The organism is Vibrio sp. YQ_11, assembly GCF_043103065.1.
In the GTDB taxonomy this organism is placed as follows: domain Bacteria; phylum Pseudomonadota; class Gammaproteobacteria; order Enterobacterales; family Vibrionaceae; genus Vibrio; species Vibrio parahaemolyticus.
In genome coordinates, this window is sequence record NZ_JBICJM010000036.1 from 73,913 (window position 1) to 94,040 (window position 20,128).

Annotated in this window: 12 protein-coding genes; 5 read left to right on the plus strand and 7 right to left on the minus strand. The window is 45.7% G+C overall.

What is annotated here, in order from left to right; translation table 11 throughout:
• Positions 1–187: 187 nt before the first annotated feature.
• Positions 188–1,666 carry a pyruvate kinase gene (gene pyk / locus ACF8EG_RS14835; protein WP_069507106.1) on the minus strand — a complete coding sequence of 493 codons (1,479 nt, stop codon included), beginning with the start codon at positions 1,664–1,666 and terminating at the stop codon, positions 188–190.
• A gap of 135 nt (positions 1,667–1,801) precedes the next feature.
• Positions 1,802–3,181 carry an MFS transporter gene (locus ACF8EG_RS14840; protein ID WP_005397635.1) on the minus strand — a complete coding sequence of 460 codons (1,380 nt, stop codon included), beginning with the start codon at positions 3,179–3,181 and terminating at the stop codon, positions 1,802–1,804.
• Positions 3,182–3,468: 287 nt separating this feature from the next.
• On the opposite strand from ACF8EG_RS14840, the gene ACF8EG_RS14845 reads away from it, so the two are divergent.
• From ACF8EG_RS14845 to ACF8EG_RS14855, 3 genes are read left to right on the plus strand one after another with little or no spacing between them, the layout of a single operon-like run.
• The gene (locus tag ACF8EG_RS14845) at positions 3,469–4,755 is read left to right on the plus strand and encodes an ABC transporter substrate-binding protein (protein WP_029830181.1); all 1,287 of its coding nucleotides are present in this window, start codon (positions 3,469–3,471) and stop codon (positions 4,753–4,755) included.
• Positions 4,755–7,109 carry an ATP-binding protein gene (locus ACF8EG_RS14850; protein ID WP_175423227.1) on the plus strand — a complete coding sequence of 785 codons (2,355 nt, stop codon included), beginning with the start codon at positions 4,755–4,757 and terminating at the stop codon, positions 7,107–7,109. Before ACF8EG_RS14845 ends, ACF8EG_RS14850 begins: the two co-directional genes overlap by 1 nt.
• Positions 7,099–8,367: a sigma-54 dependent transcriptional regulator gene (locus ACF8EG_RS14855; protein WP_020842091.1), complete on the plus strand. Its 1,269-nt coding sequence runs from the start codon at positions 7,099–7,101 to the stop codon at positions 8,365–8,367. The genes ACF8EG_RS14850 and ACF8EG_RS14855 overlap by 11 nt, the downstream gene beginning before the upstream one ends.
• A 90-nt stretch (positions 8,368–8,457) precedes the next feature.
• On the opposite strand, the gene ACF8EG_RS14860 is transcribed toward ACF8EG_RS14855, so the two are convergent.
• Both ACF8EG_RS14860 and ACF8EG_RS14865 read right to left on the minus strand, forming a co-directional pair.
• The gene (locus ACF8EG_RS14860; protein ID WP_005479123.1) at positions 8,458–9,114 is read right to left on the minus strand and encodes a lysoplasmalogenase; all 657 of its coding nucleotides are present in this window, start codon (positions 9,112–9,114) and stop codon (positions 8,458–8,460) included.
• 301 nt (positions 9,115–9,415) lie between these two features.
• On the minus strand, positions 9,416–10,564 hold the full coding sequence (locus tag ACF8EG_RS14865; RefSeq protein WP_023585206.1) for an iron-containing alcohol dehydrogenase: 1,149 nt from the start codon (positions 10,562–10,564) through the stop codon (positions 9,416–9,418).
• A 204-nt stretch (positions 10,565–10,768) separates the two neighbouring features.
• On the opposite strand from ACF8EG_RS14865, the gene ACF8EG_RS14870 reads away from it, so the two are divergent.
• The gene (locus tag ACF8EG_RS14870) at positions 10,769–11,650 is read left to right on the plus strand and encodes an AraC family transcriptional regulator (protein WP_069507113.1); all 882 of its coding nucleotides are present in this window, start codon (positions 10,769–10,771) and stop codon (positions 11,648–11,650) included.
• A gap of 277 nt (positions 11,651–11,927) precedes the next feature.
• Positions 11,928–15,092: a chitinase C-terminal domain-containing protein gene (locus ACF8EG_RS14875; protein WP_069507116.1), complete on the plus strand. Its 3,165-nt coding sequence runs from the start codon at positions 11,928–11,930 to the stop codon at positions 15,090–15,092.
• Between the two features lie 108 nt (positions 15,093–15,200).
• On the opposite strand, the gene glgC is transcribed toward ACF8EG_RS14875, so the two are convergent.
• From glgC to ACF8EG_RS14890, 3 genes are all read right to left on the minus strand, one after another.
• Positions 15,201–16,415, minus strand: a complete 1,215-nt coding sequence (gene glgC, locus ACF8EG_RS14880) for a glucose-1-phosphate adenylyltransferase (protein ID WP_005498778.1) — start codon at positions 16,413–16,415, stop codon at positions 15,201–15,203.
• Between the two features lie 356 nt (positions 16,416–16,771).
• Positions 16,772–18,520, minus strand: a complete 1,749-nt coding sequence (locus tag ACF8EG_RS14885; protein ID WP_045546024.1) for a formate--tetrahydrofolate ligase — start codon at positions 18,518–18,520, stop codon at positions 16,772–16,774.
• A 238-nt stretch (positions 18,521–18,758) separates the two neighbouring features.
• Positions 18,759–20,063, minus strand: a complete 1,305-nt coding sequence (locus tag ACF8EG_RS14890; RefSeq protein WP_031813085.1) for an inosine/guanosine kinase — start codon at positions 20,061–20,063, stop codon at positions 18,759–18,761.
• Positions 20,064–20,128 lie beyond the last annotated feature (65 nt).

A 20,128-nucleotide genomic window follows, 5' to 3' on the forward strand; every position in this document is an offset into this window, starting at 1 on the left:
CAATCGCTCTACAATAACAAGTTGTGAATGCGATTTCATTAAGTTAACGCTCATATTCCAAGAGTCAGCGAATGGTTGGTTATATCGTGCGTAATAAAAAGGACCTGCCATTTGGCAGGTCAAGTCCCTGTGGAGCAAGTTATGGGGGAGAAATTCAAGGTCGAGCTTGAATAAGGGGGAGGTAAACCTAAGCTGCGATTTCTTCCGCTGGCTTCATGTGAGAAGACACATTCAAGCTCAGCAAGCGACACGCATTGATTTCACCCATGCCTTCGATGGAGTCGAGTTGGGTCATCAAAATGGAGGAAATATGTGCTTCGTTGGCCTTTTGACGTAAGCATTCCACTAATTGTGGCGCGAGATCAACGTGGCTTTCTGCTGCTTTGAAATACAAAGGTTCAACACCGCGTAGAATGGTAATTTGTGCAAGTAAAGCGGGGTTGTCGCTCAGAGCCCAAATCTTAGTTTTACTTTGGCAGCGAGACATCAACAGCGGCGTTTCACCATGTTGGGTTAAAATCGCAACGCCAAGATCTTGATGAACGCGAGAAGCCGAAATCATTGATGAAAGCGCGAAACTTTTGCCTGGGTTAGAACATAAGTGTTGCAGAGTATCCCAGCAGTCATGGTTGCATTCCAGCTCGTGCTCTGCACCTTGTGCGATGCGAACCATGGCTTCGACCGCTTCGATTGGGTATTTGCCCGCCGCCGATTCCGCCGACAGCATCACGGCGTCTGTTCCGTCGATAATCGCGTTTGCCACGTCTAACACTTCAGCGCGAGTTGGGAGAGGATTCTCGATCATCGATTCCAACATCTGGGTCGCGGTAATGACTGGCTTACCCCAATGTTTAGAACGATTGATCAATGATTTTTGCACCATTGGCAGTCGTGCGTCGCCAATCTCTACGCCTAAATCGCCGCGAGCAACCATAATGATGTCTGATGCTTTAATGACATCATCCATGGCTTCTTTGGTTTCAACTATTTCTGCGCGTTCTACCTTCGCGACAATCTTGGCGTGACAACCTGCTTTTTGCGCCAAGCTGCGAGCGTATTCGATATCTTGTGCATTGCGCGGGAAAGAAATGGCAAGGAAGTCGGCTCGAAGTTTAGCTGCGGTGTCGATGTCTTGAATGTCTTTCGCGGTAAGAGCCGGAGCGGAAAGACCGCCACCTAACAAGTTAATGCCTTTACGGTTAGACAACTTACCGCTGTTCAATACTGTGGTTTTAATCCACTGCTCGTCACGGTGTACTTGGCTTACTTTTAGCTGAATGCGGCCATCATCTAGCAACAGAATATCGCCTTCGTTCACGTCTTGAATCAGCTCTGGGTAATCAAGCCCAACCATTTCTTGGGTTCCAGATTGTGCGTCAAGTGTGCCGCTCAGGGTGAATACGTCGCCTTGATTGAGTAGAACTGCGCCATTTTCGAAACAAGAAATACGAATCTTAGGGCCTTGTAAATCGACTAACACACCAACATAAGTGTCGAGTTCAGCCGCAATTTCACGAACTAAATTCGCGCGTGCAATATGTTCTTGCGCCGTTCCGTGAGAAAAGTTGAGTCTGACTACGTTCGCGCCTGCTCGAATCAATTTAGTCAGTGTTTCGCGGTTTTCACTTGCTGGGCCTAGCGTAGCCACAATTTTGGTTTTACACATTTGTCACCTCAATCGACACTTAAAAAGGAAAATAGAAATAGGGGGGGATTTTCTATCAATCTCGTAAGCACTCTTTGCAAAAGAACTTAAGACATTGGGGGAGTAAGCGGGAGTTGCCTCCCGCTTTAGTCAGGATTAGTGACTAGGGCGAGCTTCTAGCTCTTTTTCTTCAACTGGGTCGATATCAACCACTTTCTTCGCATTCCAAACTGTTAGAGCAAGAAGTAGAGAAATCACACCAGCAGCCAGCCAGAAATATTGCGCTTGAGAGAAGTCGTATTTAGTTACGCCATCAACCTCTGTGATTTTGATTAGAGAAGCTGACGCTAACTCTTGACCAGAAGCGGCGATGTAAGAGAACAGACCGATGAAGCCTTTCACTGCGCCAACTGCGTTCTTAGGCATCAAGTCACAAGCAGTTAGACCTGCAAGGAACACAACCAGACCACCGATAGCGAAACCGATCATACCGAGTGCTACTGCGTCAACGATGCGGTTATCTGGGCCGAAGAACATCAAGCACATGCCACCGATGTTCGCCAATCCGTAAAGTAGAGTCGGGATATGGCGGTTAGAGTTGAACACCTTGTCAGAGATGATGCCTGATAGGATTGCACCTGCTAGACCCGCGATAGGGTATGTAGACATTGCAAAGCCAGCGTCAATCAGTGAGTAACCTTTTGCTTCTTGTAGGTAAAGAACTGCCCAAGAAGACATCGCGTAGCGAGAGATGTACATCGCTGCACACGCTGCTGCAATTAGCCAAACGGTTGGTTGCTTCAGGATGAACATTTGAGCGCGACGAGTTGCTTGCGGATCGTTCTTTTTCTTGATCTCAGGTTCTTCGTCGAATGCTGTTGCTGAATCTGGCAAACCGTAAGTTTGTGGACGGTCTTTTAGGATGAAGAACATACAAATCGCTGCTGCAATCGCTGCAATACCCGCACCGATGAAACCTGCGCGCCAACCGAAGTAGCTCACTAGAGACGCCGTTAGGATCCAAGTGATACCTTCACCGATGTTACGTGAGCCACCCCAGATAGAGTAACGGCTACCACGTTGTTTTGGTGAGAACCATTGGAACAGAGACACACAAGACGGTGCTGAACCAACAGATTGGAACCAGCCGTTTAGACCCCAAAGCAGAACAAAGAAGAATGCCGTGGTGTTCAAACCCATGAATACTGCGGTGATACCAGACAGTAGTAGAGAGAACGACATAAATCGGCCAATGTTGGCATAGTCAGAAAGGAAGCCGTTCGAGAACTTACCAAAAGCGTAAGTGAAGAAGAAAGCCGAACCCATGATACCGAGTTCTTCGATGGTTACGATGCCTGCATCCAGCATTGGTTTTTTAACAACACCTAAACTCATACGAACTACGTAGAAGACGGCGTAACCGAAAACCAAGCCTAAAAATACATGCCATTGGTAGCGTTTGAAACGCGCTTGCATTTCCTCTTTCGAGCCATCTGAAAGAGGGAGGTCAGGGCGTGTTTTAAAGAAATTAAACATCTTGCACTCCAAGTTTTAATCACAAATGTTTTGTTGCAGGGCTATCTTGAAGTGACAGATTGCACAGTACAAAGGCATGAATTTGAGACAGAATTGACCCATATTGATATTTAGGTTGAGTCAAAAACGGGAATTTAGAACGTTAGGCTGACACTTGTTACTGATAGAATATGCTTAGTTCTAGTTGAAGTGCGTCAATAGTGACTCAAACATACTCTGTAAGATTTTTTGACAATCTTTCATAGATTTGAGTTACCGCACACTATTTAAGGTTTTTGGTTAATTTGATGGCTGATTTCAAGCAATTTGGGCGTCGTTTACTTCTTGGTGCGGCGCTTTATGCACCACTCACAATGGCAGCAGAAAAAGAGTTGGTGATACTCACGACCTTCTCTCAAGCACCAATCACTGCTTTGGTGGATGACTTTACGCAGCACTATCCTGATGCTGAAGTCCGAGTGGTTCACCGACGCACTCAATCAAGCCTGCAATTGCTCAGCAAAAGCTACATGAAGGATATCGACTTGGTGTTGAGCTCGTCGCCGTTTCTGATGCAAGAGCTGTCTAATGAACATCGTTTGGCTGATATGTCGTCGCGTGTGCAAGTGCCGAAATGGTTGTCGCCTTATCTATTACCTAATAACGATCAAGTCGTGGCGTTTGGATACTCCGGCGCCGGGATTGTTTGGAACAAAGATTATTTGGCCGCGAACCATTTACCAGAACCGAAGCGTTTTCAAGATCTGACCAATCCGCTGTACTTTGGTCACGTCACCATGAGCACGCCAAGCCGCTCTGGAACCACGCAATTGATGGTCGAGAGTGTGCTTAGTCAATATGGTTGGCAAGAGGGCTGGCGGATTTTACTCAATGTGGGAGCGAACCTCGCGACGATCTCTTCTCGCAGTTTTGGAGTGGCGGATTACATCGCCAAAGGTAAGTTTGGTATTGGGCCGACGATCGACAGCTACGCACTGATTGCGCAACGCAAGTTCGACTACGTTGGCTTTGCTTATGACCAAGACTTTACGCTGATGCCTACCTATATTGCACAAATCAATCGGGGCAAGAGTGATAAGTTGGCAGAGTCCTTTATTGCTCATTTGCTTTCGAAAGAAGTACAAGAGCAGATGGAAAGCAGCACCTTCTCCAAAACAGCGCTTGACGATACGGCTCGATACGGTGGAGAAAATCCCGTTCTCGACCTAGAACAGGTAATGCCACGCGAAGCGTTAATCAACTTGATTTTTGATACCGCGATCACCAAGCGCCTTCCGGAGCTTCAAGATGCTTGGCTCTCGCTCATTAAATTGAATCGACTAGCCGACGGAAAACCAGAGAAACAACGTTCGCTACAAGCCATTGAAAAACAACTGTTTGAATTGCCACTGAGTAAAGCGCAAGTAACCGAAATTGCGCAAAAGCTGTCGACCATGGATAAAGACTCCGAAGTTGGCATGACGCACTACCAAGCGTTATTGGCAGAGTTTTCCCATGAATTGGGGCGTGCGATGTCGGAAAAATTGGACAACGTTAATAAGCAATTGGCTCAATGGCGAGGGAAAGAGAAGTAGTGTTATACCCGAAATACAAAACCATTGGTGCCCGCTTAATTGCCGCTTTTGCTTGCAGCACGCTCTTGCTCACCGTGGTGTGTTTGGTCGCTTGGGCGACATGGAACAGCTTGGATAATCAGGTGCGCCTTTTGTTGGAAGATAGCGTGCCTAAATATAACGCCAGCTATTTTCTCGAAAGTAAAACCAGTGAAATTAACCGCCGCGTAGAAGCGCTGCAAGCGGTAGACAACAAAGTACAGCTGACTGAACAAGCCATGCAGGTCAACGAGCAATTGGCTTCGATTTCGACAGTTCTGAAAAGCAATAAGATGAGCTCGGAGTTTTATCAATTGCTCGAATCGGAAGCTGGCCTTGCCTCGCTACTGGAAAAGTACGTGGATATGATTTCAACTCGCATCGATCAAACTCGCCGCGTCGACCAACTGATGGAGCAGATTAACTGGCTTCACCAAGATATTCGCTCTGAGCTCAAACCGGTTCGACAAGAAGTGCATTGGCAAATTGAGCGGGTAAACGATTCGAAAGAAATTCAAAACTTGCTGGTGCAATTGAGTACTTTGCAACGGGTCATCGATATTGAATCGGCGGTGTACGACATGGCGATTGATGTTGCTGGCGCATCAATGCCGGAGCAGGTCGACAATGGGATGAAGGTGATTCACTTTCGCTTGATGGATCTGCAAGAAAGCAGCACAACCTTAATGAATCAGCCAACCTCAATCGCTTACAAACAGTTATTGCAAGAACTTGTGGTTGTGTTGAGTCCAGAAGGCGCGTTCGATAAACAATTGATGTCATTAGTGACGTTGAACGGCGATATTCAGAAAATACAAGAGCAAATCGCGCTCAGCATGGATGCCATTCATCAACAAATCGGTGAACTGGTTTCTACTGCGGATCAAACGTTCAAACAGGTGAAGAGTGAAACCGCCGAGCGTGTGTCTTACGGCAACCACGTTTTGATTGTCTGCTTTAGTTTGTCGATCATGACGAGCATGTTCTTGACGTATTACTTCATCAACCGCCGCATTGTGGCGCGTTTGATAGGGTTAGGTGACAGTATTGATGCCATAATCAAAAACGACCTGAGCCATCCGGTTGTGGTGGACGGCAATGATGAGATCGGACGCTTGAGTGAAAAGCTCATCGAATATGGTGAAAAGGTACAGGAAATTCAGCGGACTAACGCTTTGAGTCTGATCAACAACACCACGGCGAGTTTGATTACCAGTGACCTCAATGGCGTAGTGGAATCAGCAAACTTAAGCGCGCGTAAGTTGTTGAAACTTGGTGAGGTTAACGAAAGTTATCCGATTTGGGAGTACTTCCCAGAGAGCTGTCGAGATCAACTGAAAAAGGTATTCGATGGTTCTCATTTGTGGATTGAACTCGGTAAAATTCATGTGACATTGTCACTTGGGGACGAGAAACCAAAGTATGTGCGTTTTGATATTCGTCCTTTCGCGCATGGTGCTGAATACAAACTGATCATGACCATTACGGATGTCACTCATCAAGAAATGACCACGCGTACCTTGGAAAGTCGAGTGTTAGAAAAAACGCAAGATTTACTACTGAAAAACCAGCAGTTAGAAAACGAAATCGAAGAGCGCATTCGCACCGAAGACAATCTCAAAAAGACGCAAGATGAGTTGATTCAAGCTGCAAAAATGGCGGTTGTAGGGCAAACCATGACCAGTTTGGCGCATGAGCTTAACCAGCCATTAAACGCAATGTCGACGTATTTATACAGCGCGAGAATGTTCCTCGAACAGAAATCTCCAGAAAAGGTTGGTGAATCCATTACCCACATCGAAGGTTTGGCGACTCGGATGAGTAAGATCATCAACAGTTTGCGCCAATTCGCTCGCAAGCCAGAAGGTGAAAGAGAAGTGAAGTCTGTAAGTATTCATGAGGTGGCGGAGCAAGCATCCACCATTGTAAACACGCGAGCGAAGCGTCAACAGATCATCATAGAAAACCAGTTACCTGATGATGTAAAAGTGCAAGGCGATATGTTGGCGCTAGAACAGGTCTTCATTAACGTCTTGGTAAACAGTTGTGATGCGTTGATGGAAAGTACAAGGGACGAACAAAAACGGATTCAAATGGCGCTGGTGGAACGAACCAGCCAAACCACACTGATTGCGATCAGTGACAACGGCATTGGGTTTGGTGAAGAGATTGTGCAGCGGATTTTTCAACCTTTTGTGTCGACAAAAGAAGTTGGTCTAGGGCTGGGGATGAATATTTGTAAGTCATTAATAGAAAAGCATAAAGGAAGTATCTACCTCGCTTCCTCATTAGAAAAAGGTGCGATGGTTGTGTTGGAGTTACCCAATGAGCAATAACCCATATTCAGTATTATTGGTCGATGATGATCAGGATGTTTTGGACTCTTATTCGTACTTGATGAACATATCATCAATCAAGTCAAAAGCCATTAACGACCCAACACAAGCGCTGCAATATGTCTCTCCAGAGTGGGCGGGCGTTGTTATTCTCGATATGTACATGCCGCAAATGCATGGATTAGAACTGCTTCGGATGATCAAAAACGTCGATGAGCGAATCCCTGTCATTGTGATCACTGGGCACGGGGATATTCCAATGGCGGTTGATGCAGTAAAGCAGGGCGCGTGTGAGTTTTTAGAAAAACCGATCAATCCTGCGGAGCTCTTAACACTAGTAAAACAGCAGCTTGAAACTCGAAGCAGCCAGGTGGAATTGCAGCTACAGGCGGAGAAATCTATTTCGCGCTCATTAATTGGTAAGTCTGCGCATATGGAGCAGATCCGCAAGCTTGTTGCCCAATACGCGTTACTGGACACGCACGTGGTGGTTTATGGTGAGTCGGGCACTGGGCGTCACAGCGTCGCGGGGTTAATTAAAGACATGATGTCTAAGAGTGAAGAAACGGAGTATGGCTCTTTAGCGCTCAGTGCAGCCACAACAACGGATAGTATTGATGACGCTATCGACAAACAGCAGTCGTGTTTACTTGTGTTAGAGAACTTACCTGAACTGCCTGAAGAGGGGCAACGGCATCTGGCTCAATTGTTATTGGCGCGAGAACGTTGTGGGAAAAAGAATTTGCGTGTTGTAACGATTTTTGACTCAGAACCGGAAGCGTACATCACCAAAAATCAATTGCTGCCGGAGCTGTACTATCTGCTCAACCAAGGCGTGGTGCACGTACCGCCATTGCGTCAGCGCCCTGACGACATCGTGACGATATTTCATTACTTCTTAAAACTGAGTTGTAAGAAATTAGGCAAAACATTGCCGAATGTCGACTCTAGCTATCTTGCGCTACTGAGAGGCTATCCGTGGCCGGGCAACATCCGTGAGCTAAGAAACATCGCTGAGTTATACGCAATCGGAATTGTTAAGCTAACGGGTAAAGAGCGCATCTACTCACAAAATGAGATTCAGCTTCCATTGGATGATTTGGTGGACGATTTTGAAAAGCAGCTCATAGAAGATGCGCTGTTTTTGCACTCCGGGCGAATTACGGATGCGGCAAACCATCTGCAAATACCGCGTAAAAAGCTGTATTTGAGAATGAAAAAGCACGGAATTGAAAAGGGCAATTATAAGTCGCGATAACAACAAAGCGTTTGAGGTCTACATCAGTAAGCTCAAACGCTTTTTTCATCAAAATTCAGAGTGGCAAACACCAATCTGCGGCATAGAAAATTAACTGATCACCGTGAGATACGGATAACGAATCACGATGGCAATTACGGACATCGCCATTAAAGTTTGCGCTGAATAGTACGTGACCATCACCACTTGCCGAGAAAATACCGAGTAACCACCAAAGCGCTCAAAAGCCAGCACCGTGCCGGAAATGATGAAGATAAAACTTCCTAACACCGCAAACGAAGATGACTGCGTTTTCCCACTTAGATAATACTCAATGGCCATCCAACACATGGTCATCAAAACCAAAATGTAGATCGCGACAGGGATTCTTTCTTTGCCGAGGTCAGGTCGAAACAGCCAGTAAAAGCAAATGCCGAGCCCAAACAAAGCAATAGGAAGCCAAGGAGTGAAATGCCATGCCGACATTAAGCTAAAGCCATAGCTGTAGGACAAATGAGCAGAGCAAAATAGGCTTAGACCAATGATGAACTTATCTCGCGGTAACATTAGTAGTAAATCACCGAGTAGTGACAACGATAAACCCACTAATATCCACTGAGTGTAAGGAAGTTGACTCGCGGGAGAATTAAGCAAAATGCCAATCATCACAAGTACAGGCAATGGCTTTGATACGTAAAATAGCCATTTCGGCCCTTTACGGACACTTATGATGTGTATGAATGCTAATACAACGACAACTAGCCACATATATAAAGAACTCTCGAACAGACAAACGTGAGTAGCGTAGTGCTACTCTAAACAAAAAGATCTAACAAATGCGTAAGTTAGACCTTTGATTTCAATTTTATTTTTTTGTGTATGTAAAGCTAAACGGTCGCCACTTTACTGACCAACGGGAACACTTAATTTTGCGCATTAATTGTTGTTTTTAGAATGCCCAATATTTGAACGCGTTGAAGCTTACAAAATAGCATAAAAAAAACGGTATTGTGACCGTTAAGTCACAATACCGTTAAACCCTAGAAAGGGCAGTGAACAGTTGTTGCTGTTATGAGACAGCTAATTCTAAAATTTCACGGCTGCGTTCAAGAGTAATCGCTTGGTTTTCACCCAGAACCGTCATTCCGTGTTTGTTGAGTTGGTCAATGATGGCATCGATCGCTTGCTCGCGGCTCTCACCGTAGTTGTCTAGTTGAGTTGCTACACCAAGTTGGTGGTAGAACGCTTCGATGGCTTCGATAGTGCGTTCTGCAAGATCATCACCAGACTCCAGACCAAATACATTACGACCCATTTGCTCAAGCTTCGCGCGCTTAAATTGCATCTGGTTACGCAGCAGTGATGGTTGGATGATGGCAAGAGAACGTGCGTGATCGACGCCCCAAAGAGCAGTCAGCTCGTGACCGATCATGTGCGTTGCCCAATCGTGAGGAACGCCGCTACCAATCAAACCATTCAATGCTTGGTTTGCAGACCACATGAGGTTTGCGCGCCATTGGTCGTCATCGCGCTCTGCGAACTGTTCGCCAAGCGTTTTTAGGGTTTTTAGCAGGGTCTCTGCGTACCCGTCTTGAACCATCGCACCAGTAGGCAGTGTAATGTATTGCTCACAAACGTGTACCCACGCATCCACAATGCCGTTAATAAGCTGACGTTCAGGCAGCGTTTTCATTACATCTGGATCTAAGACTGCAAACTTAGGCTGTACAGCAGGAGACATGAACGGCAGCTTGTCTTGAGTTTCTGCTTTTGTAATCACTGCACCCATGTTGGATTCTGAACCAGTTGCAGGTAGCGTTAGGATAGCCGCAAGCGGTGTTGCTTCTGTAACTTGATGCTTACCGATCATAATGTCCCAACCGTCACCATCGTACTTTGATGCTGCCGCAACGTATTTCGAACCGTCGATAACCGAACCACCACCAACAGCAAGAATAAAGTCGATGTTTTGATCTTTTACGATAGCGACCGCTTTATCCAATGTTTCTTTTGTTGGGTTTGGTTCTACACCAGAAAACTCAGACCATTCGTGGCCAGTGAGCGCTTCTGCTACTTGGTCGTATACGCCGTTCTTTTTGATTGAGCCGCCACCGTAAATCACCAAGACCCTTTGATCCGCTGGGATCGCGTCTTTGATTGCTGCGATTTGTTGTTGGCCAAAGAAAATTTTGGTTGGGTTGACATAAGAAAAGTTCATTGCAGACCTCTTGTTTCCAGTTGAGGAGATTGAATACGTGCATATTAGTACGACTTTTTGTCGTGTTGTAGGTCGATTTCTGTAAATTACTTGCCTATTTCTACAAAATTGTTGTTATAGCGCTGGAATCGGAAACAGAAGAGAAAGTATAGTGAGCAAAATGACAACAGAGCGTAGACCGATTGACAGTTTATGGAGCGTTACATGAACACATTAGCCGAAACCATGCAGCAGTATGTTGAAAAGCATGATCTGCACAATTTAGAAGGCATTAAGCAAACCGCTATCGAAGGCGTTTGGTTTTATCGCAGTAGCAAAGGCAATAACCGTCAACCATTTGTGTATCAATCAGGGATCATTGTGCTTGGCCAAGGGCATAAAAACATCCATATAGGGCAAACGCCAGTTCAGTATGGTCCGGATGACTATTTGGTGGTGGGTGTACCTATGCCTCTAGAGTGTGAAGCATTTGCCACCAACAATGAGCCTTTACTCGGTATTTCTATCGACATCTCGCCAACGCTGCTGCACAAACTTGTGAAAAAGCTCGAAGCACAGAAATTCAGTAATATCTGCGAAGATTCTAAACGTTGTGGCCTCAAATCGGTTCGAATGAACGACGCCATGCTCGATGCTTGCAAGCGATTAATGAAGGCGCTTTGCAACGATTTGGATGTGGCGATATTGGGCGAGTCCTTACTAGAGGAAATTGTCTATCGAACGCTTGTAAGCAAAGAAGGGCACGTGTTGTATGAATTGGCTCACCAAGAAGGTTCCTACGCGAGAGTTGCAAAAGCACTCAATCGAGTTCATGCCGAATACCATGAGCAATTGAATGTCCAAACATTGGCGGAAGAGGCCAACATGAGTATCTCGGCATTTCATCAGGCGTTTCGGAGCGTAACCTTAGAATCACCTTTGCAATACATCAAAAAAGTACGTCTCAATAAAGCGAGAGATTTGATTCAACTCGAAGGGAAACGAGTCAACGATGCTGCTCGACTTGTAGGCTACAGCAGCCCATCACAGTTTAGTCGCGAGTACAAGCGACATTTCAATGAAACACCAAGGTCAACAAAGGCATAGTGATCTTTATTTCAAAATGACGACTTTTTTCGCCTTTTTTATTAATTTGCGAGTCACTTATTTATTCGAATTATAAAATTAGTTGCTGGTGCCAAATAATAGGTATTTTGTTGCAACCATTTAGTGGATTCTTGAGAGGTGGTGTTGAAAACTCGCAAATACATAGTGTGAAATTTCCAACTTGTACTTAAGTTATTTTACGTCGAAATAAAAGTAAGAACGTGTTGTTTCAAACACGTTTAATATTGTTTTAACAATAACTTAAGGAAGAGCGATTATGCACCTTAAAAACGGGAAAGCAGTGAAAAGCGTCTTTACGCTAAGTACGCTGACTGCATCTTGTCTATTGGCCTTCAACAGCTACGCAGCGGTTGATTGTGCCCCTCTAGAAGTTTGGGATTCGTCAAAAGTTTATAATGGCGGCGACCAAGTTCAGCACGAAGGTAACGCATACAAAGCGCGTTACTGGACGCAAAACAATAACCCTGCACAAGCTGGCCAGTGGGGCGAGTGGGAATCTCTTGGTGCTTGTGATGGAACAGGTCCTGTTGATCCACCACAAAATGAAATCCCGACGGTGACTCTAACCGCTCCTTCTGCGTCGGCATCTATCACCGCTGGTGAAGTGGTTAACCTAGCCGCAGATGCAGCAGACACTGATGGCACAATTAGCAAAGTTGAATTCTTTGTTGATGGTGCTTTAGTTGGTCAGTCTACTTCGGCTCCTTTCACTGCATCTTGGACTGCAACTGAAGGCATACACGAGTTCTCAACTAAATCTTATGATGACGCTGGCGCGGTAAGTACTGCAAGTTCAGTAACGCTTACGATTGCTTCAGCTCAGCCAGGTAATGAAGCGCCTACAGTGGATGTTGCGCTTTCAGCTACTTCAATCGAGTTAGGCGGTACTGTTACGCTTACTGCTAACGCAGCAGACGCGGATGGTAGCGTTGCTAAAGTTGACTTCTACGTTGCTGGCGCATTAGCTGGCACAGCAACAGCTGCTCCTTACACACTAGACGTTACGCCTTCAAAAGCGGGCGCTCTAGCGGTATACGCGAAAGCGACAGATAACGCAGGTGCAAGCACAGACTCTGCAATTGCTACGTTAACTGTAAATGGTGGCGCAGTGGTCTCTAACTGTCGTCCTGACGGTCTTTACCAAACAACAGGCGTGGACGTACCTTACTGTTCAATCTACGACGAAGAAGGTCGTGAGAAAATGGGTGCGGATCACCCACGTCGTGTCATCGGCTACTTCACGAGCTGGCGCGCAGGTGATGACCCACAATCGACTTACCTTGTTAAAGACATTCCTTGGGAACAGCTAACTCACATCAACTACGCGTTTGTGAGCATTGGTTCTGACGGTAAAGTGAACGTTGGCGATGTTAATGATCCAAACAACGCTGCAACTGGCAAAACATGGCCAGGTGTTGAAGTCGATCCTACGCTTGGTTTCAAAGGTCACTTTGGTGCACTAGCAACTTACAAGCAAAAACACGATGTTAAGACGCTAATCTCGATTGGTGGTTGGGCTGAAACTGGCGGTCACTTCGATGCAAATGGCGATCGTGTTGCTGATGGTGGCTTCTACACAATGACGACTAATGCCGATGGTTCTATCAACCATGCTGGCATTGAGAAGTTCGCCGCTTCTGCAGTTGAAATGATGCGTAAGTACAAGTTCGATGGTTTGGATATCGACTACGAATACCCAACATCAATGGCTGGTGCTGGTAACCCTTACGATAAAGACTTCATGGAACCACGTCGTCAGTACCTATGGGCTTCTTACCAAGAGCTGATGAAAGTACTTCGTGAAAAACTAGATGCAGCTTCTGCTCAAGATGGTACGCATTACATGCTGACTATCGCAGCGCCATCATCTGGTTACCTGCTACGCGGTATGGAAACCTTCGATGTAACTAAGTACTTAGACTACGTAAACATCATGTCTTACGACTTGCACGGTGCTTGGAACGATCACGTTGGCCACAACGCGGCATTATTCGATACAGGCAAAGACTCTGAGCTAGCACAGTGGAACGTATACGGCACAGCAGCTTATGGCGGTATTGGTTACTTGAATACTGACTGGGCTTACCATTACTTCCGTGGTTCTATGCCAGCAGGCCGTATCAACATCGGTGTTCCTTATTACACCCGTGGTTGGCAAGGCGTAACTGGTGGTGACAATGGTCTTTGGGGCCGAGCAGCGCTACCTAACCAAGCTGAGTGTCAACCAGGCACAGGTGAAGGTGAGAAGAACAACTGTGGTAACGGTGCTATCGGCATCGACAACATGTGGCACGATTTAGATCCACAAGGTCGTGAAATGGGTGCAGGCTCGAACCCAATGTGGCACGCGAAGAACCTAGAGAAAGGCATTTGGGGTTCTTACGCTCAAGCTTACGGTCTAGATCCAGTGAACGATCCTTCTGACAAATTGGTTGGTACGTACACTCGTAATTACGACAGTGTTGCTGTAGCACCTTGGTTGTGGAACGCAGAGAAGGGCGTATTCCTATCTACAGAAGATAAAGCTTCTATCGAAGTGAAAGCGGACTACGTTATCGATAAAGAAATCGGCGGTATCATGTTCTGGGAACTAGCAGGTGACTACAACTGTTACGTACTAGATGCAAATGGCAACCGTACTGCTATCGATACAACTGAGCAAGCGTGTGCTGCGGGTAATGGTGAATACCACATGGGTAACACTATGACCAAAGCTATCTACGACAAGTTTAAGTCTGCAACGCCTTACGGTAACAAAGTAGCGACTGGTCCAACACCAACTGAAGCTGTAGATATTACTGTTAGTGTTGGCGGCTTCAAAGTTGGCGACCAAAACTACCCAATTAACCCTAAGATCACATTTACGAACAACACAGGTCAAGCGATCCCTGGCGGTACTGAATTCCAATTCGATATCCCAGTATCTGCGCCGGACAACGCGAAAGACCAATCTGGTGGCGGTTTGAAAGTGATTGCTTCTGGACATACTCGTGCAAACAACATCGGTGGTTTGGATGGCGTAATGCACCGCGTGTCGTTCTCTCTACCAGCATGGAAAGATCTGCCAGCAGGCGGTACTTACGAGCTTGATATGGTTTACTACCTACCAATCTCTGGTCCTGCGAACTACTCAGTGATTTCTGGTGGTAAAGAGTTTGCGTTCAAGTTTGAGCAACCAGATCTACCAATCGGTGACCTAAACGCGGGTACTGGCGGTGGCGGTACAACTGAACCAGGTTCTTGTGACACTGCTGGTTTGGTAACATACCCAAATCTGCCACAAACTGACTGGGCAGGTAACCCAAGCCACGCAAACCAAGGTGACAAAGTCATCCACAATGGTGTGGTTTACCAAGCAAACTGGTGGACGGCTTCTGAACCAGGTAGCGACGGTAGCTGGGCTACAGTATGTAACATCTAATCATTATTGATTAACTGTTATTACCTAACTTTCATAGGTACTTAAACAAAAGCGCACGGTAATTATCGTGCGCTTTTTCGTTTATGTTGTCGTTTGAATTGAGGACTCTCAGAACTGGTAGCTCTCCGGTATAACAACAATGCCTTTTTCTGAGATCTTGAAGCGTTTGGCGTCTTCAACCTTATTGATGCCGATTTGTGTGTTCGGTGGTATGCGAACGTGTTTATCGACGATGCAATTCACCAGTTGGCTGCCTTCACCGACTTCTACATCATCAAAAATGATGGAATCCACAACGGTCGCGCTATCTTGAATGCGCACATTTGATGAAATGATCGAGTGCTGGACTGAGCCGCCTGAGTTGATAACACCGGTAGCTATGATCGAGTTGATGAAAATACCTTCGTTTCCTGTTGCAGAAGAGACGGTTCTCGCTGGTGGAAATTGAGGTTCGTAAGTGCGGATAGCCCAGTTAGATTGATAAAGGTTCATCGGAGGTACTGGTTCCAATAAATCCATATTTGCTTCATAGAAGGAGTCAATTGTCCCGACATCACGCCAGTAACAATCTTTATCGACACGACCTTTGCTGCCACAAAACTTGTAAGCGTAAACCGATTCGGTGTCGATCAATTTTGGAATAATGTCGTTGCCAAAGTCATGGCTAGACGTTTCCAGTTTCGCATCTTCGGTCAGCGCTTCTTTGAGCACATCCATATCAAAGATGTAGATCCCCATTGATGCAAGGCTCTTGGTTTTATCGTCTGGAAGAGTAGGTGGGTTTTCAGGCTTCTCGACAAAAGACTTAACCAGTCCGTTTTCAGCGATTCCCATTACTCCGAAAGCAGAGGCGTCCTTTACTGGAACATCCATACAAGCAACGGTCAGCTTTGCCCCTTTCTCTTTATGCTCCTCAAGCATCGCTGCGTAATCCATACGATAAATATGGTCACCAGATAACACAACAACGTATTTTGCGTCGTTCCGCGATAGTAACCATAAGTTGTGGTAGATGGCGTCGGCGGTACCTTCATACCATGCACCACCTTTGCGCATTTGAGGCGGAACTGCCGTAATGTACTCACCAAGTTCGGGATTAAAAATCGACCAACCGTCACGAAGGTGCTTTTGTAGTGAGTGAGATTTGTATTGAGTAAGCACTAGAATTTTACGTAAACCTGAATTAAGACAATTGGTTAGCGTAAAATCGATGATTCTGTATTTGCCGCCAAATGGTACCGCAGGTTTGGCTCGATCATCAGTGAGTGGGCTAAGTCGTGAGCCCATCCCGCCTGCTAAAATTACAGCGAGTGCGTCTTGCATAATATTCCCTTTCCCTTGTTCTACATGCGTCTAAACCGTGCTTAACCGGAGGAGGTGTTATACAACGCAACAATTTAGAATGACATGTGCTGGTTTGTTTGTTAGCTACTGCAAACTGTAGTACAAGAATCGCGCCATTGAATATTTCTTTAAAAATCAAAATGATGAATTTTGTGACCGAGAGTTGATGCACTATATTAGTGAATTAAAAAATAGACAGTGCATTATATTGGGGCGGTATAGAATCTGGGGATTTAAAGAGATTATTGATTTACAATGTAAAACCTATTTAAAACAGTAAGATAAAGGGAGCTGTCTAGCTCCCTTTGTGTTTGATTTCATTTAAATGAAGCTCATTATGACAAACCGATGATATTACCATCTTCATCAAGGTCGAGATTCATAAACGCTGGCTTGTCAGGAAGACCGGGCATGGTCATAACGCTACCCGATAATGCGTACACGAAGCCAGCACCGGCACATAAACGCAGTTCACGAATTGGAACAGTAAAGCCAACTGGCGCGCCTTTTACTGAAGAATCGGTGGTGATAGAAAGTGGCGTTTTAGCAATACAAACAGCTAATTCGTTAAACCCTAGTTTTTCAAAATGAGCCAATTGCTGAGTTGCAAGTTCACTCATTTCAACATTTGTCGCACCATATCCAGCTTCACACACAGACATCAGCTTCTCCTGAAGGGATTGATGTTTCTGATATAGAGGTCGGAAATTCGTGGTTTTTTCGCAAGCATCAACGACATGCTGTGCTAGATCTCTCGTACCTTCACCACCTTGGGCAAAAGCAGTGCTGATAGCGACTTTAACATTTGGATCGAATGCGTGAATGAGATCTTGAAGCGCGATGAGTTCTTGTTCGCAATCTTGAGGGAACTGGTTAATCGCAACAACGGCTGGGATTCCATATTTATGGACGTTCTTGATGTGCCACTTTAAGTTTTCAAACCCGGCTACCAATGCCGCTTGGTCAGGCGAGAAAATCGAATCTGGAATTGCCATGCCAGGGCGCAAGTCGTAGTGGTCGGAGTTCGCTTTAAGGCCTCTTAACGTCGCAACAATCACCACACAGTCAGGCGCTTTGTTGGCAGCCGCTGCTTTAATATTACAGGCTTTCTCAAATCCCATGTCAGAGCCAAATCCTGCTTCAGTTACCGTGTAACGCGAAAGTTTTAACGCAATCTCATCAGCGATAATAGAAGAATTGCCATGCGCAATGTTAGCAAAAGGGCCTGCGTGGATCAGAGTAGGGACACCTTCAAGCGTTTGCATCAATGTTGGTGCAATGGCTTCTTTCAACGTTACGGCCATCGCACCTGCTACTTGTAAATCTTCTGTGGTGATAGGCTGACCGTCGAGATCATAAGCAACAACAATTTTGCCAATGCGCTGACGTAAGTCTTTAAGATTTTTTGCCAACGCAATAATGGCCATCAACTCGGATGCGGCTGAAATATCAAAGCCTTCGTTACGCTCAAATCCGTTAATGGTTTTGCCATGTTCGTTCAAACCAATTTTGACCATGCGAAGTGCACGGTCGTTGTGGTCCATCACGCGTTTCCAAGTAATGCTTTCAACGTCAATTTTTAATGCTTTTAAACCAGTTCGAGCTTCAAAGGCGTCATATCCTTCGCGCTGCTCGTGGAATAAGCGCGCATCTAAAGCTGCAGACGCTAAGTTGTGTGCAGCCGTAACGGCGTGAATATCACCCGTCAAATGCAAATTGAGCTCTTCCATTGGCGCAACTTGGGAATATCCGCCACCTGCGGCACCACCTTTGATGCCAAAGACAGGCCCCATTGATGGCTGTCGAATACATGCCATCACGGATTGCTTTAGCTTCGCCAGTCCTTGAGCAAGGCCAATGGTTGTCACGGTTTTGCCTTCACCTAGTGGAGTTGGGGTAATCGCGGTGACCAGAACCAATTTGCCGTTTTGGTTGTCATTCAGGCGGGCTAAACACTTAGGGTGTACTTTGGCTTTGTATTTTCCATGTGTATCAAATTCTTCAGGCAATAGACCTGCTTTTTCAGCGATAACATCGATGGAAGATAACGGTGTGTTTCGGCAAATTTCAATATCAGACTGCATGGATACTCCCAAATATGGCTAACACGCGGCGTTCAACATCAAGCAATCTATGAAGACTGTATTGTTGTTGCGCAAACGTTTGCGCGAGAATAATACTGGTATAAAATTAGGTGTAAAGAAGTTCGTGCGCCTTCGCGTGCTACATAGTAACAAAATCCACTAAATACTGCGCTAGATCAAAACAAAAAGGCCACCAAACGGTGACCTAAGTATATTTTTTGCTCTAAAGCTAACCTTCTTAGCGATCCCAGTAGGTCTCTTCTAAGCTGTCTTCGCGTTCTGGCAGAGCTCGCGATAGGCGAGGAGAGTGCTGAGTTAGCACTTCGTAGCTCACGCGGTTCGCGTATTTACAAATTTGAGAAAGTGATGAATACGTCAGACAGCGTACTTCGTGTTTCTCTGAAGTTGGCACTTCTTTCTGATGGAAAGAGTTTGCAGCCATGTCATGCAGCAGTGCTGACAGTGCGGCATCACCCGCGCCATTAGTGTTCTTAATTTCTAGAGGGCCACCAAGGTATGGACCGATATGTGAATACACTTTCATTGGATTCACACAATCTTCTTTGCGCATTGCGCGGCTGAACTCAAACTTGTTGAATTCCTCAATCGAGCTTTCAAGAATATCGTGTGTAGTTTCACGTTTCACTTTTTCGTCCGTGTAACCTGCCATGTAAAGACCGTTTGGCCCGGCAGTACAAAGAACAAGATCTACCCACTCAAGTGCTTTATCCGCAGCGGCGAGTGGATCGTTTTCGCCTGTCAGCGCCGCGCCCTCTTCTTCATTCATAGCCACAACAGATACGTTTTCACGAATGTACTCTTGCCACCATTCCGCATTGCCTTCAATCACGTACTTTGTACCTAGAGTAAGAACAACAGGTACATCGTGCTTCTTGGCAAAATCAATCGCGCGTTGTACTGCTTTAGGCATTGGGTCTTCTTCTTTACCGCGCATTAGGTACGAAGAAACAACAAGCGCAGACGCTTTCTCAAATACTTCTTCAGGAATGCTTTCTGGAAGAAGTTGATTCATGTGACCTTCGTTAATCGCGAATGTACGTTCACCATCTTGAGAGATAAGGGTGTAGCAACGACCAATCGGGCCATCTACCGTTTGTAGGTGGTTTAGGTTCATGCGTGAAGACGTACGGCAAAGGTAGCGGTAGGCGAAAGAACCCACTTGAATGTTCTTTGACATTACGCCAAGCAATACAGATTTACTGTCTGCTAGAACAGAATAATTGTGCAGCGTGTTACCAATAGTATCGCCAGGATACTGGTGTGTGATCAGTCCTTGCTCTACTAACTCTTCATACAATGCATCTGCTTTGCTCTCTTCAAGAACAAGAGAATGTCCTTTACTTAGGTTGTATTTTTCTAGAAACGCATCATCCACACTAGCTTCGATATCTACGATGGTTTGACCAACACCGACAATGGTTGGGCGGTATAGCTTAGGCGCTTGTCGAATTTGGTTGACTAATGGATCTCGAGCGTGAGTTGGGAAGTAGTGTTTAGATTTACGCTGACCAGGAAACTTCATGCTTGTTCTTGAGTGAGAAAAAAAAGAGGCGGGATTGTATCACAAAAAAATGAAAATCGTGGTGT

Coding starts and splice junctions, on each gene's coding strand:
- pyk (WP_069507106.1), bottom strand. CDS start 1,666: ATGTGTAAAACCAAAATTGTGGCTACGCTAGGCCCAGCAAGTGAAAAC.
- ACF8EG_RS14840 (WP_005397635.1), bottom strand. CDS start 3,181: ATGTTTAATTTCTTTAAAACACGCCCTGACCTCCCTCTTTCAGATGGC.
- ACF8EG_RS14845 (WP_029830181.1), top strand. CDS start 3,469: ATGGCTGATTTCAAGCAATTTGGGCGTCGTTTACTTCTTGGTGCGGCG.
- ACF8EG_RS14855 (WP_020842091.1), top strand. CDS start 7,099: ATGAGCAATAACCCATATTCAGTATTATTGGTCGATGATGATCAGGAT.
- ACF8EG_RS14860 (WP_005479123.1), bottom strand. CDS start 9,114: ATGTGGCTAGTTGTCGTTGTATTAGCATTCATACACATCATAAGTGTC.
- ACF8EG_RS14865 (WP_023585206.1), bottom strand. CDS start 10,564: ATGAACTTTTCTTATGTCAACCCAACCAAAATTTTCTTTGGCCAACAA.
- ACF8EG_RS14870 (WP_069507113.1), top strand. CDS start 10,769: ATGAACACATTAGCCGAAACCATGCAGCAGTATGTTGAAAAGCATGAT.
- ACF8EG_RS14875 (WP_069507116.1), top strand. CDS start 11,928: ATGCACCTTAAAAACGGGAAAGCAGTGAAAAGCGTCTTTACGCTAAGT.
- glgC (WP_005498778.1), bottom strand. CDS start 16,415: ATGCAAGACGCACTCGCTGTAATTTTAGCAGGCGGGATGGGCTCACGA.
- ACF8EG_RS14885 (WP_045546024.1), bottom strand. CDS start 18,520: ATGCAGTCTGATATTGAAATTTGCCGAAACACACCGTTATCTTCCATC.
- ACF8EG_RS14890 (WP_031813085.1), bottom strand. CDS start 20,063: ATGAAGTTTCCTGGTCAGCGTAAATCTAAACACTACTTCCCAACTCAC.